This window comes from Vibrio sp. YIC-376 (assembly GCF_052353105.1).
GTDB lineage: Bacteria > Pseudomonadota > Gammaproteobacteria > Enterobacterales > Vibrionaceae > Vibrio.
This window is the reverse complement of record NZ_JBBWFK010000010.1, coordinates 126,228-149,347: the sequence shown is the minus strand read 5'-3', so window position 1 is coordinate 149,347 and position 23,120 is coordinate 126,228. Positions and strand designations below refer to the sequence as shown.

At 44.9% G+C, this 23,120-nt stretch carries 21 protein-coding genes; 11 read left to right on the top strand and 10 right to left on the bottom strand.

The features are described from left to right. Nucleotides 1-91 precede the first annotated feature (91 nt). Complete coding sequence (pyrE, locus tag WJM94_RS18505) at nucleotides 92-733, bottom strand: orotate phosphoribosyltransferase (RefSeq protein WP_444495671.1); 642 nt, start codon at nucleotides 731-733, stop codon at nucleotides 92-94. Between the two features lie 153 nt (nucleotides 734-886). Beyond that, nucleotides 887-1,603, bottom strand: coding sequence for a ribonuclease PH (gene rph, locus WJM94_RS18500; protein ID WP_444495670.1), 717 nt, complete (start codon nucleotides 1,601-1,603; stop codon nucleotides 887-889). Between the two features lie 198 nt (nucleotides 1,604-1,801). Between rph and WJM94_RS18495 the strand changes: the two genes are divergently transcribed. Then, nucleotides 1,802-2,668, top strand: coding sequence for a YicC/YloC family endoribonuclease (locus tag WJM94_RS18495; RefSeq protein WP_444495669.1), 867 nt, complete (start codon nucleotides 1,802-1,804; stop codon nucleotides 2,666-2,668). A gap of 409 nt (nucleotides 2,669-3,077) precedes the next feature. Here WJM94_RS18495 and WJM94_RS18490 read toward each other — a convergent pair whose 3' ends face one another. Next, nucleotides 3,078-4,292, bottom strand: a complete 1,215-nt coding sequence (locus tag WJM94_RS18490; RefSeq protein WP_444495668.1) for an aromatic amino acid transporter — start codon at nucleotides 4,290-4,292, stop codon at nucleotides 3,078-3,080. 168 nt (nucleotides 4,293-4,460) lie between these two features. Beyond that, on the bottom strand, nucleotides 4,461-5,876 hold the full coding sequence (gene tnaA, locus WJM94_RS18485; protein WP_444495667.1) for a tryptophanase: 1,416 nt from the start codon (nucleotides 5,874-5,876) through the stop codon (nucleotides 4,461-4,463). A 615-nt stretch (nucleotides 5,877-6,491) separates the two neighbouring features. Here tnaA and WJM94_RS18480 point away from each other — a divergent pair. Next, entirely contained in the window at nucleotides 6,492-6,935 is a 444-nt protein-coding gene (locus tag WJM94_RS18480) for a hypothetical protein (protein ID WP_444495666.1), read from the top strand. 19 nt (nucleotides 6,936-6,954) lie between these two features. Here the strand turns inward: WJM94_RS18480 and WJM94_RS18475 are convergent, their stop codons facing one another. The 6 genes from WJM94_RS18475 to WJM94_RS18450 form a co-directional block, all read right to left on the bottom strand. Continuing rightward, entirely contained in the window at nucleotides 6,955-7,380 is a 426-nt protein-coding gene (locus WJM94_RS18475) for a phosphate-starvation-inducible protein PsiE (RefSeq protein ID WP_444495665.1), read from the bottom strand. A 128-nt stretch (nucleotides 7,381-7,508) separates the two neighbouring features. Next, nucleotides 7,509-8,348: an ABC transporter ATP-binding protein gene (locus WJM94_RS18470; RefSeq protein WP_444495664.1), complete on the bottom strand. Its 840-nt coding sequence runs from the start codon at nucleotides 8,346-8,348 to the stop codon at nucleotides 7,509-7,511. 73 nt (nucleotides 8,349-8,421) lie between these two features. After that, nucleotides 8,422-9,279 (bottom strand): ABC transporter ATP-binding protein, encoded by an 858-nt coding sequence (locus tag WJM94_RS18465; RefSeq protein ID WP_444495663.1) that lies wholly within the window; start codon nucleotides 9,277-9,279, stop codon nucleotides 8,422-8,424. A 9-nt stretch (nucleotides 9,280-9,288) separates the two neighbouring features. Beyond that, nucleotides 9,289-11,115 carry an extracellular solute-binding protein gene (locus WJM94_RS18460; protein ID WP_444495662.1) on the bottom strand — a complete coding sequence of 609 codons (1,827 nt, stop codon included), beginning with the start codon at nucleotides 11,113-11,115 and terminating at the stop codon, nucleotides 9,289-9,291. A 38-nt stretch (nucleotides 11,116-11,153) separates the two neighbouring features. Further along, the gene (locus WJM94_RS18455; protein WP_444495661.1) at nucleotides 11,154-12,197 is read right to left on the bottom strand and encodes an ABC transporter permease; all 1,044 of its coding nucleotides are present in this window, start codon (nucleotides 12,195-12,197) and stop codon (nucleotides 11,154-11,156) included. Between the two features lies 1 nt (nucleotide 12,198). Continuing rightward, on the bottom strand, nucleotides 12,199-13,224 hold the full coding sequence (locus WJM94_RS18450; RefSeq protein WP_444495660.1) for an ABC transporter permease: 1,026 nt from the start codon (nucleotides 13,222-13,224) through the stop codon (nucleotides 12,199-12,201). Nucleotides 13,225-14,043: 819 nt separating this feature from the next. Here WJM94_RS18450 and WJM94_RS18445 point away from each other — a divergent pair. From WJM94_RS18445 to rpoZ, 9 genes are all read left to right on the top strand, one after another. Next, complete coding sequence (locus WJM94_RS18445) at nucleotides 14,044-16,647, top strand: TonB-dependent receptor plug domain-containing protein (RefSeq protein ID WP_444495659.1); 2,604 nt, start codon at nucleotides 14,044-14,046, stop codon at nucleotides 16,645-16,647. 72 nt (nucleotides 16,648-16,719) lie between these two features. After that, complete coding sequence (locus tag WJM94_RS18440; RefSeq protein ID WP_444495658.1) at nucleotides 16,720-17,484, top strand: DUF3450 domain-containing protein; 765 nt, start codon at nucleotides 16,720-16,722, stop codon at nucleotides 17,482-17,484. 3 nt (nucleotides 17,485-17,487) lie between these two features. Continuing rightward, on the top strand, nucleotides 17,488-18,849 hold the full coding sequence (locus tag WJM94_RS18435; RefSeq protein ID WP_444495657.1) for a MotA/TolQ/ExbB proton channel family protein: 1,362 nt from the start codon (nucleotides 17,488-17,490) through the stop codon (nucleotides 18,847-18,849). 9 nt (nucleotides 18,850-18,858) lie between these two features. Then, nucleotides 18,859-19,386, top strand: a complete 528-nt coding sequence (locus tag WJM94_RS18430; protein WP_444495656.1) for a MotA/TolQ/ExbB proton channel family protein — start codon at nucleotides 18,859-18,861, stop codon at nucleotides 19,384-19,386. Nucleotides 19,387-19,411: 25 nt separating this feature from the next. After that, nucleotides 19,412-19,819: an ExbD/TolR family protein gene (locus tag WJM94_RS18425; protein WP_444495655.1), complete on the top strand. Its 408-nt coding sequence runs from the start codon at nucleotides 19,412-19,414 to the stop codon at nucleotides 19,817-19,819. A gap of 4 nt (nucleotides 19,820-19,823) precedes the next feature. After that, nucleotides 19,824-20,456: an energy transducer TonB gene (locus WJM94_RS18420; RefSeq protein ID WP_444495654.1), complete on the top strand. Its 633-nt coding sequence runs from the start codon at nucleotides 19,824-19,826 to the stop codon at nucleotides 20,454-20,456. Between the two features lie 12 nt (nucleotides 20,457-20,468). Then, nucleotides 20,469-21,683 carry a tetratricopeptide repeat protein gene (locus WJM94_RS18415; protein WP_444495653.1) on the top strand — a complete coding sequence of 405 codons (1,215 nt, stop codon included), beginning with the start codon at nucleotides 20,469-20,471 and terminating at the stop codon, nucleotides 21,681-21,683. Nucleotides 21,684-21,989: 306 nt separating this feature from the next. After that, the gene (gmk, locus tag WJM94_RS18410; protein WP_444495652.1) at nucleotides 21,990-22,613 is read left to right on the top strand and encodes a guanylate kinase; all 624 of its coding nucleotides are present in this window, start codon (nucleotides 21,990-21,992) and stop codon (nucleotides 22,611-22,613) included. A 196-nt stretch (nucleotides 22,614-22,809) separates the two neighbouring features. Continuing rightward, nucleotides 22,810-23,082, top strand: coding sequence for a DNA-directed RNA polymerase subunit omega (rpoZ, locus tag WJM94_RS18405; RefSeq protein WP_005379346.1), 273 nt, complete (start codon nucleotides 22,810-22,812; stop codon nucleotides 23,080-23,082). Nucleotides 23,083-23,120 lie beyond the last annotated feature (38 nt).

The following is a 23,120-nucleotide window of genomic DNA, read 5'->3' as shown; positions in this document are numbered from 1 at the left end:
CCGTAATCCGTAATCCGTAATCAAAAATATAAGTTCCTAGGCCCTAGGATCCTAGACACCTAGGACCTTTTTACCTAGGTCCTTTCCTTTATTAAATCCCGTATTCCGCGCGGTACGCTTTTACTGCTTCCAGGTGCTCTGTCGCGTTACCTTTCTCTTCAAGGTAAGTGATAAGGTCGCCCAAGCTCACGATAGAGATCACCGCACAGCCGAAGTCACGCTCCACTTCCTGAATCGCAGAAAGCTCACCTTTGCCTTTTTCCTGGCGGTCGATAGCTACCAATACGCCTGCTAGGTCAGCACCATTCGCCTTGATGATTTCCATCGATTCACGAATCGCCGTACCTGCAGTGATAACATCATCAACCAGCATAATACGACCTTCCAGTGCTGAGCCTACTAAGCTGCCGCCTTCACCGTGATCTTTTGCTTCTTTACGGTTAAAACAGTATGGCGTGTCGATATCGTGGTGATCTGCCAATGCAACAGCCGTTGTCGTCGCGATAGGAATACCTTTATACGCAGGGCCAAATAGCACGTCAAACTCGATGCCTGAGTCTGCCAATGCTGCTGCGTAAAAACGACCAAGGCGAGCAAGGTCACGACCTGTATTGAAAAGACCAGCGTTAAAGAAGTAAGGGCTCTTACGGCCTGATTTCAAAGTAAACTCACCAAACTTAAGAACTTCTTTCTCAAGTGCAAACTCAATAAATTCACGCTGGTATGCTTTCATGGATTTCTCTCAATTGTCAGTGTGTGGATATAGGTATTTAGGTTCTAGGTTCTAGGTTCTAGGTTCTAGGTTCTAGGTTCTAGGTTCTAGGTTCTAGGTTCTAGAATAAGTAAAAAAATAGCTTCCTTTTTGGGGAAGCTATTTTTTAAATAATTAATTCTCTAACGCCGCCTTCTGCGCCGCGACGATCTCGCTAATGCCGACTTTCGCCGACTCTAGCAATGCCATCAGCTGCTCATGACTGAACGGTTCACCTTCTGCGGTGCCCTGGATTTCGATCATCTTACCTTCTTCGGTCATAACAACGTTCATGTCGGTATCGGCTGCTGAATCCTCTACATATTCAAGGTCACATAGCACTTCATCACCCAACAAGCCAACCGATACAGCAGCTACATGGCCTTTCATTGGATTAGCTTTTAATTTGCCATTATTTACCAGATGCTGGAATGCGTCGGCCAACGCAACGCTCGCACCACTGATTGAAGCAGTACGTGTGCCGCCATCAGCCTGAATAACGTCACAGTCAACAGTGATCATGAACTCGCCCATCGCTTGCAAATCAACAACAGCACGTAGGCTGCGCGCGATAAGACGTTGGATTTCCATGGTGCGGCCACCCTGTTTGCCATTTGTCGCTTCACGACGGGTACGAGAGTGTGTTGCACGTGGCAGCATGCCGTATTCTGCAGTTACCCAGCCTTTACCTTGGCCTTTCAGCCAGCGTGGTACAGATTCTTCGACGGTCGCATTACACAACACTTTGGTATTACCGAACTCCACTAATACTGAGCCTTCAGCGTAAGCGGTGTAGTTACGAGTAATTTTGATTGGGCGAACTTGGTCCGCCTTGCGATCGTTTGGACGCATGGGCATCTACCTTAAATATGAGGAGAAGACGATTTGATTGGGCGAAGATTATAGCGGAATCGATTCCGGATTCCTAGGTCACAAGTCATGCAATCGATGCGCATTTCCCCGCGACATTACTCTTCATCGCGCGCACCAATTTCTACTCCGTGATACACTCTCTAGGTAATTTTCAAAAATTGAAGACAGGAAAATTCGATGATTTACAGTATGACGGCGTATGCGCGCAAAGAAGTGAAAGGCGACTGGGGTTCAGCGGTATGGGAAATCCGCAGTGTAAACCAGCGCTATCTGGAAACTTACTTCCGCATGCCAGAACAGTTCCGAGCTTTAGAACCTTTACTACGTGACCGTTTTCGTAAGCGTCTTGCTCGCGGTAAAGTTGAGTGTAACCTTCGTTTTGAAGCCAACCCGGCAGCAAAAGGCGAGCTTAGCATCAACGAAACGCTGGCAAACCAAGTGATAAAAGCGGCAGAACAAGTGATGCACATGACTGGTGAACTTAGCCGCATCAACCCATTCCAGGTTATGCAATGGCCGGGCGTAATGGAAACACCTGAACAGGACATGGATGAAGTCAATAAGATCCTATTAAGTGCTTTTGATGAAGCATTGAGCGAGTTTATTGATGCACGTGGTCGTGAAGGCGACAACATGAAAGTGCTGATCGAACAACGTCTCGATGCAATTACCGCGGAAGTAGTAAAAGTGCGTGCGCGCATGCCAGAAATTCTGGAGTGGCAACGTGAGCGTCTGTTCTCGAAGTTTGAAGATGCCAAAGTCGAGCTGGATCCGTCTCGCGTCGAGCAAGAGCTGATCCTGTTAGCGCAGAAATCAGACGTCGCGGAAGAATTGGATCGTCTGGACTCTCACGTAAAAGAAACCAATAACATTCTGAAAAAAGGTGGCGCAGTTGGCCGTCGTCTGGATTTCATGATGCAGGAGTTCAACCGTGAATCTAACACGCTGGCATCTAAGTCTATCAGCACGGACATCACCGCTTCTGGCGTTGAGCTAAAAGTTCTGATTGAACAAATGCGTGAGCAGATTCAGAACATAGAATAAGTTTCCAGCCTATCTATGCACACCTTTAAAGCCCTTATTTATAAGGGCTTTTTCATGCCCCTGAGCTAAAATTCCTATTCAAAGCAATCAAAAAATCGAACAATAATTAAACTTTTTTTGATTAAATATTTGACACTAATCACACTAGTAGTAAAATACGCCGCGTTCTTAGACACTTACTATTAACAACGGTGAAAAAATGAACTCAGCACTTTTATCAATATTAGATGGCAAAAATAATTTTGAGCTAGGAAAAGTGTTAACGCCTTCAATCTCTGCTGCACTAATGTGCTTTTCTACTACAGCAGTGATTGGACTGTTAAGTCTAATTTCTATGGCATAGTTTATTGCCCGTCAGAATTAAAAGTAAAAAAGACGCTATGTGAAGCGTCTTTTTTATTTTCTGCAATTAACTGCTAAATACAGGGAGCAGATTTAGCATCGACATAAAATGGAACACTGCTGTCGCCACACCAAACAAAATCAATACACCAATCATCACATTGCCACCTGGCGCGACAAATCCTTCGTCACTATCCTCTAAGCGACGAGACTTACGAGCTAATAGTGCAGGAATCAGACAGGCCCACACGGTAGCCGCTGCACCTGCATATCCGATAGCGATAACGAAACCAAATGGAAAAAGTAAAGACAGGATGAGTGGTGGTAAGAACGTGACCAACCATGTTTTCGTGCGCCCTTGTTTGGTGTCTTCAAACTTGAATAAGTCAGCTAAGAAATCGAAAACGCCGAGTCCAACACCGATGAAAGAAGAAAGAATAGCAGCCATAGAGAAGGTGTTAATTGCACTAGCGACTTTGTCAGAGTCAATCGCGGAGCCCAGTGCAGAAAGTAATGCTTCAACGTTGCCACCCTGCGCAATCACTGGCCCAAATTCACTACGAGGAAGATTGCCGTAAATGCTCACCATCCATAAGAAGTAAAGTGTTAGAGCTATGGCTGTACCACCTAAGATGGCATTCTTTGCACGGTGCTCGCAACCATAGTAAGAACGCATACTTGCGACGGAATGATGGTAACCAAATGATGTCAGAGCAACTGGAAGCATCGCCATCGCATAAGGGGCATAGCTTGCTTCTTGATTGACGCGATCCAAAAGAATGGAAATATCGATATTTGCGGCTAAACCAGAGACACCGAAGATAAAGCTCAAGCCCATAAAAGCAATGAGAACTACGGAAATTCTATCGACTGCTCGAGTGGAATGCCATACGAAAAGGGAAAAGATCGCAACAAATAAAACTGAAGCTATTTTATTATTAATACCCAGAACACCTTCTAAAATTAAACCTGAAGAAGTGATATAGGCATATAATAAAATACCGCCAACGAAATATACGGCTAAATTATTAATACGGTTTACGTTATCACCCAACATATCTTTAGTAACTGTATTAAAAGATACTTTTAAATCATAACGTTTAAAGGCTTCCAACAACATCCAGCCAGATACTGTCATCATCACCATAGTAAAAGTAATTGCTATTAACGACCATGCGGTCCAAGCGCCTGCGCCTGCACTTGGTAAACCAAGCATTCCCGCCCCAACACAGACACTTGCGATAATACAAGATCCGCCGACTAAAGATGGACTATTTTCCATGACCATGTCTCTATAATTTGTTTTTAATTAGGGATATACAATAAGCCAACTCTTATAATTAAAACTTAATACTTTTTATAATATTATATTTATCGATAGGTAAGAATTTAGAACAGACGCGCCTCAATGTAGAAAAGAGGCGCGCTAATTATTTAATAATTTCTTTAATTACACTTCTTTTAGTCGAGCAGTGAAGTGACGCAATACTTGTGGCTCGTAAGTGAAATCCAGACCTTTCACGTTGGCCGCGTTTTCTTTCACTTTTTCGAATGCTTCGATAACAAAGTCCATGTGTGTTTGCGTATACGTTGCACGAGGAATTGTTAGGCGTAGTAGTTCAGCCGGACATTCATGTTGCTTACCTGTCGCCGGATCACGACCGAGTAGCAGAGAGCCAATTTCAACTGCACGAATACCCGCTACTTTATACAGTTCACAAGCAAGAGCATGAGCTGGGAACTGGTGCGAAGGAATATGAGGTAGTAGTTTACCTGCATCTACGAACGCAGCATGTCCACCCGCTTGCTGACAAACGACACCAATCGCTTCCAGACCATCAACTAAGTACTGAACCTGGCCGATACGGTACTCCAGCCATTCCTGACGCATACCATCATAAAGGCCAACCGCTAGACGCTCCATTGCGCCGCCTTCAAGACCACCGTAAGTAGGGAAACCTTCCTGAACAACACAGAGTGTACGAGACTCGGTATATACATCCATCATGGATTCATCTTTGAAACATAGCAGACCACCCATTTGCACCATCGCGTCTTTCTTCGCAGACATCGCAAGGGCATCCGCATACTTGTACGTTTCGCGGGTGATCTCTTCAATCGTCCAGTCTTGGTAACCTGGTTCTCGTTGTTGAATGAAATACGCGTTTTCTGCGTAACGCGCCGAGTCCATGACAACAGGGATATCGTAACGTTTTGCGATTTCATACACTGCTTTCAGGTTTGCAATTGAAACCGGTTGGCCTCCAGCTGAGTTACAAGTAATCGTACTTACAATGTATGGCACGTTAGCCGGACCCGCTTCTTCAATAGCAAGTTCTAGTTTTTCCAGGTCAAAGTTGCCTTTAAAGTCAGCATTAACTGAGGTATCGAAGGCTTCTTTTGTATAAACATTTTTCGCTACACAGCAGTTAACCTGAGTGTGACCTTGGGTCGTATCGAAGAAGTAGTTAGATAGAGCCACCATCTTAGAACGATCTAAGCCTTTCTCTTGCTCACGCTTCTTAATAAGAATTGGAATGTAAATTTGCTCCGCACCACGACCTTGGTGAGTTGGGATCGTCAATTCATAACCAAAGATATCTTTAACGGCATTTGCAAGAGCGTAGTAACTGCGGCTGCCACTGTAAGCTTCATCACCCATGAGCATTGCCGCTTGCATTTTTTGTGTGATAGAGCCGGTACCGCTATCAGTGAGCAGATCAATAAATACGTCCTCACTGTCTAGCAAAAATGGGTTCATGCCTGCTTTTAAAATAGCTTCTTCACGGTATTCTCTGGTTGTGGTTTTTACTGGTTCAACAACACGAATGCGGAATGGTTCTGGTAGATGCTTAAAATTTTCCATGATAATACCTATAAATAATATATCTATTAAACAGACGACATTAATTCAGCCAACAGTTTATTAAAGGCGTAAAAGGTCGCACTGCTTAATTAAACAGTTAAATTGAAATCAATTAAATTTAAATAAAATACGACCTATGAACTGGATTAATAAATACAGAACGTTGTTGTCGGATTTTTAACGAAGATGTCGTATAGGTAACGAATATTTAACTAGATTGAAAAATCGTTAAATAGTCGTATAAATTAGGCGTGAAAGCAGGCAGGAAGGAGCTTTAGCTCAAAATCGTGCGTATACCAAGCTAATGAACTTGACCATAACTTATTTTGATTTTTTAGATTTTCTATCATTTCTAATTCCATCATTAGTTACAGCAGATTGACTGATGAACTCATCTTTAGCCAAAAGATAATTAAAGTAAATTATACGAAATAATAAATGTGACAAATATCCTTATTGATAAATTGATAATAAGTCACAGGTCACAAATAACACAGAAGCACTATACTCTTTACCTAAAGGCATTTTTTCGAGAAAGCGAAATGACTTATTCGTGCAGAAGAGAATCATCTTACCCTTTTCGAAGAGAACTCAGAAAAATAGTCAGGATTCCATATGATTAATCAACCTCTTACTTATTGTGCCTTACTGTTAACGCTTTTGTTTTCTCCGCTTAGCAAAGCAGAGCTAGAACCAGAAGTCGACTTAGAACGTACTGAGGAGCTTCTACATTGCTCGTTCATGGCAAACCGGTTGGGATGGACAGGTTATTTATCTATGACATTCGCCTTTGAAGCTTACAAACCCTTCAAAGCTCCCAAACCATGCGGGCATTTGAAAGATGTAGACGAGCGGAACCAGTGCTTAATCCCGATTCGCTCCATAGTCCAGAGAGCCAAAACAGAGCAGCGCTTTACGGAATCGGACTTAGACTACTGCATCAGCCTGCTCGGTGATGAGCAAGAAACGGCGAAGCTCCGAAAAGAGCTCGGTGAGCGACAACGACGGTACTATGAAAAAGTGGCCGAGCAGAATCAGCCCGGCCACTCATCAAAGTAGAAATATCAATATGTCTACATTACTCGTCTTTTTCTGCCGTGCGCTTATCCACGTATGGCCAGTAATGGTGACCCACGCGAATTAATAGTGTCGCAGCCGCAAGAATCAGCGCCGCGAGAGATAGCCACACAACAGGAACGGCATCTAACTCTTTCATGCCCAGCGTGATGTAACGGGCAATCGCCATCATCGCGATATAGATCGGATAACGGACTGGGATTTTTCCGTTCATCACGAACTGTCTTACCATCGCTAACACTTCGAGATAAATAAACATCAACAAGATGTCGGTGAGCAAAACTCGTTTTGCAACAAAAACATGGACGAACTCTTCCACCATGGCATACAAGGTTGCCAAAGTAATGGCGACTAACAATATCGCCTCAAAAAAGTGGAAGACTTTTAAGAACGGTCGACTGAATGATTTAGGTAACTCTGACGCCATAGTCAATTATCCAAACAAAACCAAAGAGATAAGAACGAGTTTAGCACGCCAGTTCAAAAAGAATACAAAAGAAAAACGCTCCGACTATTTAGCGGAGCGTTGGTTATTTAAACTTGCGGTGGCACGGCTTACGCCACTTGCTGCTTCTTTTCTGCTAAACGCTTTTTCTTCCTGAACTTAGGATGCGTAATTGGGATGGCAGAAAGCAGTTTCTTGGTGTACTCATTTTGTGGGTTGGCGTAAATTTCTTTCGCACTACCCGCTTCAACCACCTTACCAAAGTACATCACTGCCACTTTATCGGATACATGCTTAACCACCGATAAGTCATGCGAGATAAAGATGATTGCCAGATTCATTTCCTTTTGCAGTTGTAGCAGCAGATTCAAAATTTGCGCCTGAACGGATACATCCAGTGCCGAAACGGACTCATCACAGATCAGCAACTTAGGTTTAAGCGCAATTGCGCGGGCAATACCGATACGTTGGCGCTGACCGCCTGAGAATTCATGCGGGTAACGGTTTACCGCCGTTTCTGGCAGACCTACTTTAACCAATAGGTCTTTGACCCACTCCTTGCGCTCCGCAGGCGTACCGACTTTATGAATCACAAACGGCTCTTCCAAAATCATACCGATGGTGTGACGCTGGTTAAGTGACTCCATCGGATCCTGAAAAACGATCTGCATATCTTTACGCAGAGAGCGCATCTCTTTTACCGACAGCTTGGTGATATCTTTACCTTCGAAAAAGATTTTACCTTCGGTCGGTTCGTAAAGCTTTAATATTGTCCGACCTAAGGTACTTTTGCCACAGCCTGACTCTCCTACCAGACCCAGCGTTTCCCCTTCTCCGACAGACAGAGACACCCCATCTACCGCTTTAATCGTATAGCCTTTCTTAAACAGGCCTTTGCCAGATACAAAGTGCTGCTTAAGATTTTCAATTCTTAATACTTCTTTTGCCATAACATCCTCTTTTATGACGGATACCAATCAGGATAAGTAAGTACTTGTTTAGATTGGTATCATTCACTTTGCACTAGCTCGCAAACATGCTTGCATCTATTGGTTTGATATCAATCATCTGCTTAGGTTCATTATCTAAGCTTGGCATCAAGCCCATCAATCGCTCAGTGTATGGGTGCTGTGGATTGTCAAACAGTTCAAAAATTTCTGCTTTTTCGACGATACGTCCGCCATACATCACAGCAACGTCATCGCACACTTCCGCCACCACGCCAAGGTCATGGGTAATGAAGATCATCGCCATGCCAGTCTCTTCCTGAAGCTCATTCATTAGTTCAAGAATAGACGCCTGTACGGTAACATCCAGCGCAGTTGTCGGTTCGTCACATATCAGGATGTCTGGTTTACAGGCCAATGCCATTGCGATCATCACACGCTGACGCATACCGCCAGATAGGTTGTGTGGGTATTCATTGAGACGTTTCTCTGGCATTGGAATTTTCACTTTATCCAGCATTTCAATCGCATAGGACTCACGTGATTTTTTATCCAACTCAGGGCGGTGCAGCTCCAACACTTCACAAATCTGACGACCTATGGTGTGAACAGGGTTCAGTGCCGTCATTGGATCCTGGAAGATAATAGAAATATGGTTACCACGCATCGCGTACATTTCGTTGGCTGGCAGCTTCACGAGGTTGGTTCCTCGGTAGTTCACCTCACCCTTAACAATATTACCGTATGGCTTAGGAAGCAGGCCCATGATTGACATCGAGGTTACACTCTTGCCACTGCCCGACTCTCCAACTAAGCCAAGCGTACGGCCAGCACGAACTTCAAAGTTCACGCCATGCAGTACTTTTACCGGACCGTCGTCCGTCATAAATTCTACTTCGAGGTCTTTAACCGTTAAGATTACATCGTTTTTCATAACACCTCCCTACAGCTTATAGGTGTCGTCGATTTCAATTACAGGTTCGAAAGCCTTACCTGATTTCATCGCTTGTTGAGTTTCTTTTTTCACATCACTGTCGATCCAGTATGTGCCGTCACCAATGACGCCATCGCTGTATAACGATTCTGTCATACGGGTCATCGGCTTTTCTGGCAACTTCAGCCAGCGCCAGTGGCCGTAGCGAACATAAGGCACCATATAACCTGAAATGATCACGTATGCGTCGGTAATATCACGCTGGATCTCGTGTCCCAGTTTGATCTTCTTATCCATATCCAGGCTGAAACGATACTCCATAATTTTTTCATCGAGCTCAGGCGTGCTGTAGTTGGTGAAGTTATTCGTTTGTGGCTTATTGGCGTTAGCCGAATGGAAGTATTCCCAATAGGTCGGAATCTCTGAGGTACTCATGGTCAGGAAAGCGAGAGCATGCTTCTTCTCACTTACATATTTAAACATTGATGAGCCATCAATCAGCTTCAGTTCGATGTCCAGACCAGCCAATTTGGCTTGCTCTTTAAGATAAGCAATTCGCGGAGTATGAACTGGCGTTCCGTAAGTCAATTCAAAACTCAGACGCTGACCTTTGTCGTTGATACGAATACCGTCAGTACCGATCTTGTCAAAACCTGCAGCCTCAAATGCAGCAATGGCTTTATCCACGTCAAAGGCTGGCGCTTTTGCATCCGGTAAGGTGTATTTACCATGACCAAAACCGGTTGGATTTGGCTTACGTGTGTAATCACCACGCATGACATTTTCAATCATGCCATCGAAGTCAGTCGCATAGGTCACGCCTTTGCGAATGTTGAGATCGTTTAATAGTGGCTGAGCGGTGTTAATCCAAATACCGCCAGCGCCAACTGGGTACTGGTTGTAGCCCCAGAATTTCTCGATATACCCTTTTTGATACGGTTCTGTGTTAGATTTGTCATGCCACAGACTCGGGAGTATTAGAGCGAAGGCATCGAGATTGCCTTTCTCGAAGTGTTTCATCGCGATGTCATTATCGCGAATGACGGTGATACGAATCTTGTCGACGTTGTAGCGGTTCTGATAGTACTTATTGGTGTAACCCCACCAGTCTTTACCTACGTGTTTGAAGGTAACGCTTTTACCCTTTTTAATATCGTCCAGGTAATAGGCACTCGTGGTTGGTTCACTTTTAAAGTTGTAATAACGGACAAAATCATCGTGGATGCCGTCACCGTTTTCATCTTTAGCTGGATTCGCGTAGAAGTGCGCTGGACGCGGACGCAAAGCGCCCATGCGCAGCAACAACTCTTCAGGGTTGAACTCTTTGGCAGCAGTAACCGAGAAAGTGTGATCGTCATATTTAACAATATCAGCAACGGTTTTACTGTAATAATCGTTGTACCAAGGTTCGAGAATATCTTTTGAGCGGTAGAACTTAAGCATGAAGACGAAATCGTCCGCAGTCACGGGCTTGCCGTCAGACCATTTCGCTTCCGGGTTAAGCTTAAAATAAACCGTTTTATTATCACCGGCCAAAGCCCACTCATTCGCCATCTCAGGAATAAATTCCAAAGTATCCGGATGACGCACGACTAACCCAGGTGTTTCATCTAAGAAGAAAGAGCGCAGGCCAGCATTTGCATCAGGCCCTACGCTACGTAGCGTTTGAGGAAAACTCGCCATATAAGTGTGATAAGTGCCACCACGTTTGGCTTCAGGAGAGCCATATTGCGGCTCATCCCAGTTTGTTTGCCATTTCAACTCAACTGGAAGCGTCGCAGACATCACACCGAAACTCAGGGCGCTCAACGTAGACGCTAAAAGTAATCTATTCATAAAACTTCCCTTTTTTATGTTCTTTTCAACACACTTAATTAAACATAGCGTGTGAATTTTTTCGGGTCGAATGCCGCTCGGATCGCTTCACCAATGAAGGTCACCATCACCAGCACCAATACAATCGAAGTAACAACGGAAGAAACAATCCATGGAGAGTCTAGGTTGGACTTACCTTGTTGCAGTAGTTCACCCCAGCTTGGTGTTGGCGGCATCAGGCCTAGGCCTAAGTAATCTAACGCGGTTAGCGCAGTAATGTTCGCAGCAATGGTAAATGGCGCGAGCGTGACAATCATCACCATCGTATTAGGAAGAATATGATTAAACAGAATTCGACCTGTAGATGCACCCAAAGCACGAGCTGCCATCACGTACTCACGAGCCGATTCCTTATAGGTCATGGTTCGCATGTACCAGGTCATCCCCATCCAGGAGAAGAGAACGTTGATGGCAACAAAGAGGGCAAAGGTTGGCTGAACGATCGAAACCAGAATCATGATCACGTACAGGAATGGCACCATCGACCAGATTTCAATCAATCGCTGAACGAACAAATCGAATTTGCCGCCCCAGAACCCCATCGCACAGCCTACTGCGGTGCCAATGGTGTACGAAACGATCATGGTTAACAAAGCAAAACCCATCGCGGTTCTAAAACCGTAAACCAGACGAGCTAAGATATCTCGACCAATCACATCGGTACCTAAGTAATGCTTGTTCTCAACACTTGGCGCTGTTGGTGGGAAATCGCCACTGAAGTCCTGCTCATATGGGTTCCAAGGTACGATAGGCAGAATGACAAAATTATCGCCCCCTTCCTCTTCAAACGCTTTTTGCAGAATTCGGTAATCTGCTTCACTCGATGAGCCTTGACCAAAATCGCTGCCTAAGCGCACATCACTCACAACGGGAAAGTAGAAATCACCGTCGTATTTCACAACCAGAGCTTTACTGTTGATCAACAACTCAGCGAACAGAGAAAGGATCAACATGATAGACAAAACAACAAACGACCAGTAACCGCGTTTGATCTCTTTGAAGTGGCGAATTTTCTTTTGAGTTAATGGACTGACTTTAATCATCTTACGCTCCAAACTTCACACGTGGGTCGACTAAAGCAACACAGATGTCTGAAATAATGTTACCAATCAGCAGCAATATCGCGTTGATGGCAACAATACCCATCACTACCGGATAATCTCGTTCCATGATTGACTCATAACCCAGGAGGCCAATGCCATCAATATTGAAAATAACTTCGATCAGGAACGCACCTGTCATAAAGAACAGTAAAGAATTACCGAAGTGGCTCGCAATCGGGATTAAGCTATTTCGCAGAGCATGTCTGCGTACGGCCTTCTTGAAAGGCAGACCTTTTGCGATTGCCGTACGGATGTAATCTGATGATAAGTTTTCCATCAGGTTGTTCTTCATCGTCATTGTCAGTGTGGCAAAGTCACCGATGAGGTAACAAATCAATGGCAGTACTGCGTGCCACATGATGTCTTTTGCGCGCTCGAAGAAGGTTTCATAATCATCGAAGTTATCACCAACAAAGCCTCCCATCGGGAACCATTCAAGGTGATAACTGAACAAGGTGATCAACAACACCCCCACCACATAGCCAGGTAAGGCATAACCAACAAATATCAGTATCGAGGAACCTGAATCAAACACGGAGCCATGCTTGAGCGCTTTGTAGTAACCGAGTGGGATGGAGATGAAATAACTGATAAAGAACGTCATTCCTCCGTAAAACAGAGAAACTGGCAAACGTTCCGCGATCATTTCAGATACTGGCTCGTAATAGCGCGTTGACTCACCAAGATCCAAAGTAACCAAACGGCTTAACCACTCAACGTAGGCTTCCATTACCGGCTTATCTAAGCCATAGAAAGCATTTAATTCAGCGATTTGATCATCAGAAAGCGCGGTATTACCACCCGCAGCGGTCATGGCTGCAGCGCCATCTCCCTGAGATTGCATCTGTGACAACATGCGCTCAACAGGGCCACCAGGGACAAAGCGAGTAATGGCAAAAATAAGAATGGTGATTCCGAGAAACGTCGGAATGACTAACGCTAAACGGCGTAAAAAGTACGACAGCATATACAACTTGCTCCTTGTCTACTGTCCAATTTAGACCAACGCAACAAAGAAATCGTCGGCCCCAAAATGGTGCATATTTATATTGCAGATAATCAAGCTGTTGAGCCACGATCCATGTGTTTCAATAGTTTGTTTTTTATGACTGCAATAATGTCAGCGTCATATTTAGCTTGAATCCACATTGGCTTCAAGTGTTTAAAAACAAAACATGACGCACTTCGTCTACTATCAAAAAAAACGCAATGTTTTTGCAAAAAATGATAAAAAACCACAAAAACAATTCATACAGAATATCAATCTGGTCAATTTAGAGCCAAAACACTACATAAAAATGCATAAAATAAGAATAATAAGACATATTCGATTCGGACATATTGACCCCAAAACACGAGTGAGCCCTTTGATAGCAATAGGTATCATATTTTGATACCACCCCATGTGCTAGAGTCAACTTGATTAGCATTTCATATAAAACTCACATCAGAACTATTCACTGGAAAAATACTAAATTTCAGATTCAATTACCCGCTACAAAAGTATAGACGACATAAGCCATTAAAGTTTACAAGAAAGACAAAACACGGTGTTTTATCGATGTTTAATGCCCTCCTCAAAGTTCAACTCAGCAAATAATTCTGTAATTCACAATATCTTCAGATTTTTACATCTTTTTTACATTTAGCTATCTCCGTTTACTACTGGTTTGACTTCCTTTTTTCACCTCGGTTATACATTGGCCGCACGATGACGAAATACTACCGTCACATTTGGTCATTATGTGACCAGGCACAGGAAATAATAATAATTGGAGCAACAAGGATGTATAAAAACACAACAGCTTTATCTGTTGCGATCAGTCTAGCTTTGGGGACGGCCGCAGCTTTCGCCCCAGTAGCAGCTCAGGCAGAAGAGCAACAAGTTGAAAAACTTCAAAAAATGAAAGTTACTGGTTCGCGTCTTACACGTGCATCAATGGAAGGCAGCACTCCGATAGCAGTGATTGGTCGTGCGGAAATCGAGCGTGCAGGTGACGTATCGATTGCAGACGTTCTACGTAAATCTTCATTCAACTCATTTGGCTCACACAACGAACGTTCAGGTAGCTCGGCGCAGAGCCAAGCAACTATCTCTCTACGAGGTCTTGGCGATGAACGTACTCTGGTTCTGATTAACGGCAAGCGTCTACCAGGCTCAGCTTCAATGGGTGGTGGCGCAGCAAACATCAACGTTATCCCATCTGCTATCGTTGAACGTGTGGAAGTCATGGCTGACGGCGGCTCCGCAGTATACGGTTCAGACGCCGTTGCAGGTGTGGTAAACATCATTCTTAAAGAAGAATTTGACGGCATCAACGTTACCGTTGGTTCGGGTATCCCAAGCCAAGACGGTGGTGATGAAGACAACGTTGCGCTAGTCATGGGTACCAGCGGTGAAAAAGGTAACATCATGTTCTCGTTTGAACATGACAGCAAAGATGAAATCTACCAACGTAGCCGTGATTACCTGAGTTCAACCAATACTGGCTCAGCAAACTACTTCGATATGTCGGGCGTGAGCATCTACGGCCGTAACGTTTACCATGACGGCCAGTTAAAAGCGCTTAACGGTTACAACACTGATGCATCATGTGATTCATCGAAAGGTTTTGTTGGCCTGACAAACTACCCAGGTCTGGGTGACATCTGTGGTTACGACTACACTGCAGAAGCCGCTCAAACCGCTTCTCTAGAACGTAACACCGTGTTTGTGAACGGTAATATCTTCCTGACTGACGAGACAACGTTTAACGCACAAATGCTTTTGAACCGCAACGAAAGTTTCGGCCGATTTGCTCCAGCAGCAGGTTATTTTGAAGTAGACCCTACTACCGATGGCGGTGCGGACTTCTTCGCGGAAAACGGATTAGATCCGACTAAAGGCCCTGCGGAAGTTTACTATCGTTTCAACAACGTAGGTACCCGTGATAATACCGTTAAAGATTTCCAGGCAGATTTCAAAGCGGGTTTAGATGGCACGCTTTACACTGACACATTCGGTGAAGTGATCTGGGAAGCGGGTTACCACCTAAACTATTCAAACAGTAACGAGACAGGTACTGGTTACGTATTCCGTTCTCCAGCAGAGCAACTGGCAAACTCAGGTCAATTTGTAAACGGTGAGTTCAGCTCAGACGCTACAGACCAGCTTTCTGCAGGTACCGGACGTGAAACGGAAATGGAAATGCACCAGTTCTCTGGTGGTCTTCAATTCGACCTTGCACAAGTGGGTGACGTAACCATTCCACTCTACCTTGGTGCTGAGTTCACGACTTACGACTACTTCGACCAATATGACCCACAAAGTGAAGCGGGCAACATCATTGGTAGTTCAGGTAACTCGGCCGGCGGTGACCGCGAAACTTACGCATTCTACGCTGAATCTTTGATCGCGTTTACCGATGAGCTGGAAATGAACCTGGCAGCTCGTTACGACCACTACAGTGACTTCGGAGATGAAATCTCGCCGAAAGTCTCTTTCCGCTATCAGCCACTTGATAACCTGATGTTCCGTGCTGGTGCTGGTATGGGCTTCCGTGCTCCAACGTTATCTGACCTATACGGTGCAGACAGCTTCTCAGCAGACTACGCAAAAGACTACAGCTACTGTTCAGCTAACGGTATCTCTAATGCAGACTGTCCAGAAACTCAATACGACGTAACTCGTACGTCAAACGAAGATCTGGATGCAGAGACATCAGTATCGTTTAACTTCGGTGTAAGTTACTCACCAATCGAAGATCTGGACGTAACAGTGGATTACTACAACATCAGCATTGATGACATGATCACACTGAATACACTGCAAAGTATGATTGACCAAGAGCGTAGTTCTGGCGTTTCTAACCCGAACATCGAGCGTGATGCAAATGGCCGCATTAAGGAAGCAACAGCAGGTCTGCAGAACCTAGGTACACTAGATACTTCAGGTATTGACCTGAAACTGGGTTACCGTTATGACTTCGATTACGCGACTGTTCGTTACGACTTTATGGGCAGCTACGTACTAGATTACAGCACACCTGAATACGTTGGTGGCCCAACTAACAACCAAGTTGGTCGCAACGGCTTGCCTGAGTACCGCTTCAACACAGGTGTTGGTGTAAGCTTCCTTGAAGATCATGACATCTACCTATCTGCAGACCACATCGCAGACCAGGCGCAAGATGTTGATGAAAACTACAAGAAAACTGGCCATATCTCTTCTCAAACAACGTGGAACGTAGCGTACAACTACATGGCTCCGTGGGACGGAAAATTCACAGCGGGTGTACGTAACCTGACTGATGAAGATCCTGCATTTGAATCTGATGGTGTTACATACGACACAAACCTATACAGCATTCAAGGCCGCGTTTACTTCTTGAAATACTCTCAAAACTTTTAATTAAGACCTTTGGCGCAGGAGTTTTTCCTGCGCCCTATTTGACTGACTTTACACACTAACAAGGATGCTACTATGACGTTAAAGGAATTTGGCGTAAGTGCAGTGACTGCCGCGATCCTCACGGTAAGTGGTGCAGCAATGGCTACTGACTCAGGAACCGTAGTCGACAACCAAGCACAAACAACAAAGTCTTCACAGGCTTCGCAACAAAAAATCGACAACTATGCCGAAAGCACAGAAGGCATGTTGGCGGAATACAAAGGCTTACTTCGTCAAATCGACAGTATGAAAGTCTATAACGAGCAAATTAACCGTATGGTTCAGTCTCAGCAAGGTGAGTTGGACTCATTAAATAACCAAATTGCTCAAATCGATCAAACCGCAACTGAAGTTGTTCCTTTGACACTAAAAATGATCGATGCACTAGACGAGTTCGTTACTCTCGATCTGCCGTTCCAAAAAGAAGAACGTAATAAACGCGTTCAAGAGTTACATCGCCTGATGGATCGTGCTGACGTAACGACTTCAGAGAAATTCCGTAAAGTGATGGAAGCGTACCAAATCGAAGAAGGCTTCTCTCGCTCAATCGAATCTTACAAAGCTAGCCTCGACCGTAATGGCGAAGTTGTCACTTACGACTTCTTGCGTATTGGTCGTACGGCACTTCTATTCCAATCTCCAGACGGCGGTGAAACAGGTATGTGGAACCAACAAACACGTCAATGGGAAACACTACCTGAAAGCTACCGTATCGCTGTACAGCAAGGCCTTCGTATCGCTAAGAAGCAAGCGCCACCAGCGCTGATCAAATTGCCTGTATTTGCTGGGGAGGAATAAGAGATGAAAGGATTCAAAACTCTAGCTGCTAGCCTGTTAGCGAGCTTATTTATGGTTTCTGGCGTACAAGCGGAAACCCCTCAAACACTGTCTGAACTACTGAAAAACGTAAAATCAGAAAGTATTGTTGAATCAAATGAAAACAAAGAACGCGAAGCCATCTTCAAGCGCGATCGCGATCAGCAATCTGCGCTGCTACAACAAGCACGCAACGAACTGGCTTCACAACAAGCACTGGGTGACCAGCTAAAAGCAACGTTCGACGAGAACGACAAACAGCTTACCGATCTATCCGAAACTCTACGTGTTCGTTCAGGTACTTTGGGTGAGATGTTTGGTGTGGTTCGTCAGTACGCGGGGGAGTTTAAAGGTCTGTTCGCGGCTTCACAAAATGCGGTTCAGTTCCCAGAGCGTGATACACTGCTGACTAAACTGGCAGAAAGTAAAGAACTGCCATCGACTCAAGAGCTAGAAGCATTCTGGCACACCATTCTTCAACAAGTTGTCGTCTCTGGTGAAACCTCAACAACACAAGCAACGGTTGTTTACGGTGAAGGTAAAGAAGCGGTTCGCGACGTGACTCTAGTTGGTGAATTTAACGCGATTGCTGACGGAAAATACGTTATTTACGTACCTCAAACTGGCAAGTTCGAAGAACTATCTCGCCAGCCAAGCAAAAACATCACAAGCCAAGTTTCTGGTTTTGAATCAGCAAAAGGTACTTACGAGCCGCTATTTCTTGACCCGTCTCGTGGTGTAATTCTGTCGCTGCTTGTACAAAGCCCGACTGTTCAGGAACGTATTGACCAAGGTGGTATTGTTGGTTACGTCATCCTGGCTATGGGTGCTGTTGGTGCAATCATCGCGCTAATCTGTTTCCTACGCCTTCAGGTTATTGGTGGCAAAATGCGTAAACAGGCGAAATCAGATACGGTTATCCCTGGTAACCCACTGGGTGAAGTTATCCAAGCTTACCAAGATCACAAAGGCGATAACCTTGAAGATCTGGAAGCGAAACTGGACGAAATCATCCTACGTAACGCTCCAAGCATCGAACGTTTCATTAGCTCAATCAAATTGTTTGCTTCTGTAGCACCTCTACTTGGTCTACTAGGTACAGTAATGGGTATGATCGGTACCTTCCAGGCAATCACGCTATTTGGTACAGGCGATCCAAAACTGATGGCAGGCGGTATCTCTGAAGCACTCGTAACCACAATGCTAGGTCTGGTTGTAGCAATTCCTCTACTGTTCCTTTACACCCTTGTACACAGTAAAGGTCGTCGTTTGGTTCAAACTCTTGAAGAACAGAGTGCAGGTTTCATCGCTCGCTATCAGGAAAAACTACATAAAGCCGAAAGCTAAGGAGGCATTATGTGGTGGTTAGTTGGAGAACTTGAATCAATTAGGCGCTTCTTGGGAATGGGTGGTGATGTACTCGTCGCCATCTTCATCCTCAGCTTCATGTTGTGGGCAGTACTATTAGAACGTTGGTTCTACTTTAGTGCCGTCGCTCCTAAGGCCATGAAAAAAGCAGTAAGCCTTTGGAGTGAGCGTTCAGAACATCAAAGCTGGAACGCAAAGATGATCCGACAAGAAATCGTTTCTCGTCAGGATATTGAGAATAAAAAGGGACTGCCAATCGTTAAGGTTCTGATTGCACTCTGTCCCCTGCTTGGTCTGCTCGGCACCGTTGTCGGCATGATTCAGGTATTCGACATCTTAGCGGTAACAGGAACAGGAAGCCCTCGAGCAATGGCCTCGGGGATCTCAAAGGCAACAATCCCAACTTTAGCCGGGATGGTGGCTTCTCTGTCAGGACTGTTCTTTAGTTCACGTCTTGATCATTTAGCCAAAGTCACAACGCAAAAGCTGGAAGATAAGCTAAAGCATATTGCCTGAGTAAATGGAATTAGAGGTATAGGTCATGAAAAGACGCTATAGCAGTGATAGCAGTGATGAGACCGCTATCGATATGACACCGATGCTCGACATCGTATTCATCATGTTGATCTTCTTTATCGTAACAACGTCATTTGTTAAAGAAGCTGGTATTGAAGTAAACCGCCCAACGGCAAGCTCAGCACAAACCGTGAAAAAAGGTAACATTATGGTTGCTATCGGTGCGGCTGGTGATGTCTGGGTTGATAAGCGACGTATTGAAGTCGACGCAGTTCGCGCCAACATCGAGCGTCTTCGCGCTGAAAGCCCAGATGGCGCTGTTGTTATCCAGGCGGATACAGAAGCGAATGCAGGGGTAGTCGTGAAGGTGATGGACCAGATTAAGATGGCGGGTGTAGAAAGCATCTCCATTGCCGCAACCGGTAAGGATTAAGCTTATGCGGTATCTGGCCTCAATTGCACTGGCGCTCATTGTCTCCCTCGGACTGTTCTGGGGGATGGACAAGCTGGTAAACAAAGAGCGCCACGAGCTAGTGTCGAATGATGACCAGCGTATGGTCGATTTCATTCGCATTAAACCAGACGAAAAATTACAGGAGAAAAAACGCGAACTCCCGAAACCACCACCACCAAAACGTCCGCCGCCACCACCAGAAATGAAGGTGACGTCGACCGTGAAGCCGGTGATGGATCAGGTTCCAATGGACATGCCTAATCTAAACCTCCCAGTCAACGTGACAGGTGGTTCGGTACTGGGTCACTACGCACAAGGTGGTGGTGCTCAGGTCATTGGCGGCGGAGGCCCGGTTCCTCTGGCAACGTTCCAGCCGCAGATGCCTCGTAAAGCGGCACGTTCGGGACTTGAAAAAGGTATCGTACTTGTAGAGTTTACTGTTAACGAACGCGGTAGTGTTGAAGACGTTAAAGTCTTAAAAGAAACACCACGTAAGTTAGGCTTGGGACAAGCAGCGAAAACCACGGTAGCCAAATGGACCTTCAAACCTAAGATGGTCGACGGTAAAGCGGTCAGTTCTCGCCTTTCTCAAGAAATTGAGTTCTCTACGAACTAAGGAGTCGCAATCATGAAATCATATACAAAATTGTTGGCTTCTCTGGTGTTAATGGCGGGCGCGTACGGCGCGCCTGCTTTCTCCAGCACTCCTGAGTTGTCAGACAAAACATTCAGAACCGTAAATAAAGTTCAGGAACTGATCGCCACTGAGCAATACTCAGAGGCACTTTCTAAACTGAACTCTGCATTGGGTAGCACTGAGAAAAGAAAGTACGATCGTGCGGTACTCTTGCAACAAATGGGTTTTTTGTATTCTTTACAAGATAACTACTCGAAAGCAGTAAAATACTTTGCTGAAGCGCTAAGTCTGGATGCGTTACCTGTGCCTGTCGCACAACAAGTACGCTACAGCGTGGCTCAGCTATATCTTGCTGAAGGACAGTTTAAAAAATCCGTCTCTACGATGAATGAATGGTTCAAAATTGCTGAGACAACGGAAGAAAAACCACAAGCTCATGCTTATATCACACTAGCCAGTGCTTATATTCAGCTAGAAGACTACAAAAACGCGATTCCGCCGACTAAGCAAGCCATCGCGATGAGTAAAGACCCTAGTGAATCCTGGTACCAGCTTCTGATGTCAGCACACTATGAGTTGAAGCAGTACAAGAGCGTTGCGGGTGTTCTGAAGACGTTAACCACCAAGTACCCGAAAAATAAGCGTTACTGGACTCAATTATCTGGTATTTACATGGAGTTAAATCAAGAGCGTAATGCCCTTTCGACTCTGGAGATGGCTCATAAACTGGGACTTCTGGAAGGCGAAAAAGAGTACTTACGTTTAGTGAATTTCCAGGCTTATCAGGGTGTGCCATTCCGAGCTGCAAAAACGCTTCAATCGGCCTTTGAAAATGGCCATGTAGAGCGTAATGCAGAGAACTTAGAAAAGCTGGGATCATTTTGGCAGCAAGCACAAGAGCTTGGGCGTGCAATCGACGTCTACCAACAAGCTTTCAATCTTGCGCCAACCGCTGAAACTCAAATTAAAATTGCTCGTCTGATGATTTTAGACAAGCAATACACAGCAGCGACGAAGTTTACTCAAAACGCCGCTCCTGATGCCAAGCGCGACCAGAAGGGCGAACTGTCCTACATTCGTGGCATGGCGTATTTTGAGCTAGATCAGCCAGATAATGCTCTCAAAGCAATGCAAAGTGCCGCTCAGTCACCAGGCTTGCAAGGCGTCGCGAACCCTTGGATTAACTTCTTAGAATCCCAGGGTTAGGCCCAGCCAGGTCAATATAATTAAAATTAAGTGTGAGTCAGTCGCACGCCTGGGGAAGTGAAAGCTTCCCCTTTTTTACGTCTACTTTTGTATAACTGCTTTATTTATCGGGAATTCACCAAGACAGAAAGATCAACTGGCAACAATATAGAGATCATGATACTCTTCGCCTCCATTTTTCTGGCGGGATTATCACCAATATCCATCCCTTTGGTGGTTTACTCCTCATTGCCAGTGCTATCGTTAAAAGACTGTCGGGACTTTCCTTCGGCACTCTATCAATCCAATCAAAAGTGGAACAGTACAATGGGCAAAGGTACTCTCTATATCGTATCTGCACCTAGCGGCGCAGGTAAATCTAGCTTGATCTCAGCAATGTTGGAGCGAAACCCAACATACGCAATGAAAGTGTCTGTGTCTCACACCACTCGCAACATGCGTCCTGGTGAAGAAAATGGTATCCACTACCACTTCGTATCTAAAGACGAGTTCGAAGCTTTAATTGCGAAAGGTGACTTTTTAGAACACGCGGAAGTGTTTGGTAACTATTACGGAACCTCTCGTGTCTGGATTGAAGAAACGCTAAATAAAGGTATCGACGTATTCTTAGATATCGACTGGCAAGGTGCACGACAAATTCGTGAGCAAATGCCAGAAGCGAAAAGCATCTTCATTCTACCGCCATCAAATGGTGAGCTAGAGCGTCGCCTTAACACGCGCGGCCAAGACAGTGATGACATAATCGCAAAACGCATGGCAGAAGCGAAGTCAGAAATCTCTCATTACAATGAATACGATTATGTGATTGTAAATGACGACTTCGACACGGCATTAGTCGACTTTAAGGCCATTCTCCGTGCGGAAAGATTGAAGGAAGAAAAGCAAGCTGCTAAATATAAAGGTATGCTTGACGCGCTGTTAGCAGAGTAGCTTCAATAGAATAGAGATTACGCTGTATAGCACAAAGAATTTTGTTTCTTTGCTCATATTTGCACGTAGTAAAGAACAGACAATCAAACCCGAGAAAGCCCACAAACGGTGGCCTGTCTAATTGCTAGTAAATAAAGTAGTTAGGCTGTATACTTTCTCGTCATTCTAAAATTTTAGTTAACTATTTGGAGTCCTCATGGCACGCGTAACTGTTCAAGACGCTGTTGAAAAAGTTGGCAACCGTTTCGACCTAGTACTGATTGCGGCTCGCCGCGCTCGTCAAATGCAAACTGGCGGTAAAGATGCACTAGTGCCAGAAGAGAACGATAAACCAACGGTTATCGCTCTTCGCGAAATCGAAGAAGGTTTAATCACGAAAGAAGTTCTGGACGCTCGTGAACGTCAAGAACAACAAGAGCAAGAAGCGGCAGAGCTAGCGGCAGTAAGCAGCATCGCTCACAACCGTTAATTCTGACTCGAGAATTCAACAACCTCCCGGGCCTATAA

What these genes read in the sequence shown, in the direction of transcription:
- pyrE (WP_444495671.1), bottom strand. Translation starts at nt 733, where the DNA reads ATGAAAGCATACCAGCGTGAATTTATTGAGTTTGCACTTGAGAAAGAA.
- rph (WP_444495670.1), bottom strand. Translation starts at nt 1,603, where the DNA reads ATGCGTCCAAACGATCGCAAGGCGGACCAAGTTCGCCCAATCAAAATT.
- WJM94_RS18495 (WP_444495669.1), top strand. Translation starts at nt 1,802, where the DNA reads ATGATTTACAGTATGACGGCGTATGCGCGCAAAGAAGTGAAAGGCGAC.
- WJM94_RS18490 (WP_444495668.1), bottom strand. Translation starts at nt 4,292, where the DNA reads ATGGAAAATAGTCCATCTTTAGTCGGCGGATCTTGTATTATCGCAAGT.
- tnaA (WP_444495667.1), bottom strand. Translation starts at nt 5,876, where the DNA reads ATGGAAAATTTTAAGCATCTACCAGAACCATTCCGCATTCGTGTTGTT.
- WJM94_RS18480 (WP_444495666.1), top strand. Translation starts at nt 6,492, where the DNA reads ATGATTAATCAACCTCTTACTTATTGTGCCTTACTGTTAACGCTTTTG.
- WJM94_RS18475 (WP_444495665.1), bottom strand. Translation starts at nt 7,380, where the DNA reads ATGGCGTCAGAGTTACCTAAATCATTCAGTCGACCGTTCTTAAAAGTC.
- WJM94_RS18470 (WP_444495664.1), bottom strand. Translation starts at nt 8,348, where the DNA reads ATGGCAAAAGAAGTATTAAGAATTGAAAATCTTAAGCAGCACTTTGTA.
- WJM94_RS18465 (WP_444495663.1), bottom strand. Translation starts at nt 9,279, where the DNA reads ATGAAAAACGATGTAATCTTAACGGTTAAAGACCTCGAAGTAGAATTT.
- WJM94_RS18460 (WP_444495662.1), bottom strand. Translation starts at nt 11,115, where the DNA reads ATGAATAGATTACTTTTAGCGTCTACGTTGAGCGCCCTGAGTTTCGGT.
- WJM94_RS18455 (WP_444495661.1), bottom strand. Translation starts at nt 12,197, where the DNA reads ATGATTAAAGTCAGTCCATTAACTCAAAAGAAAATTCGCCACTTCAAA.
- WJM94_RS18450 (WP_444495660.1), bottom strand. Translation starts at nt 13,224, where the DNA reads ATGCTGTCGTACTTTTTACGCCGTTTAGCGTTAGTCATTCCGACGTTT.
- WJM94_RS18445 (WP_444495659.1), top strand. Translation starts at nt 14,044, where the DNA reads ATGTATAAAAACACAACAGCTTTATCTGTTGCGATCAGTCTAGCTTTG.
- WJM94_RS18440 (WP_444495658.1), top strand. Translation starts at nt 16,720, where the DNA reads ATGACGTTAAAGGAATTTGGCGTAAGTGCAGTGACTGCCGCGATCCTC.
- WJM94_RS18435 (WP_444495657.1), top strand. Translation starts at nt 17,488, where the DNA reads ATGAAAGGATTCAAAACTCTAGCTGCTAGCCTGTTAGCGAGCTTATTT.
- WJM94_RS18430 (WP_444495656.1), top strand. Translation starts at nt 18,859, where the DNA reads ATGTGGTGGTTAGTTGGAGAACTTGAATCAATTAGGCGCTTCTTGGGA.
- WJM94_RS18425 (WP_444495655.1), top strand. Translation starts at nt 19,412, where the DNA reads ATGAAAAGACGCTATAGCAGTGATAGCAGTGATGAGACCGCTATCGAT.
- WJM94_RS18420 (WP_444495654.1), top strand. Translation starts at nt 19,824, where the DNA reads ATGCGGTATCTGGCCTCAATTGCACTGGCGCTCATTGTCTCCCTCGGA.
- WJM94_RS18415 (WP_444495653.1), top strand. Translation starts at nt 20,469, where the DNA reads ATGAAATCATATACAAAATTGTTGGCTTCTCTGGTGTTAATGGCGGGC.
- gmk (WP_444495652.1), top strand. Translation starts at nt 21,990, where the DNA reads ATGGGCAAAGGTACTCTCTATATCGTATCTGCACCTAGCGGCGCAGGT.
- rpoZ (WP_005379346.1), top strand. Translation starts at nt 22,810, where the DNA reads ATGGCACGCGTAACTGTTCAAGACGCTGTTGAAAAAGTTGGCAACCGT.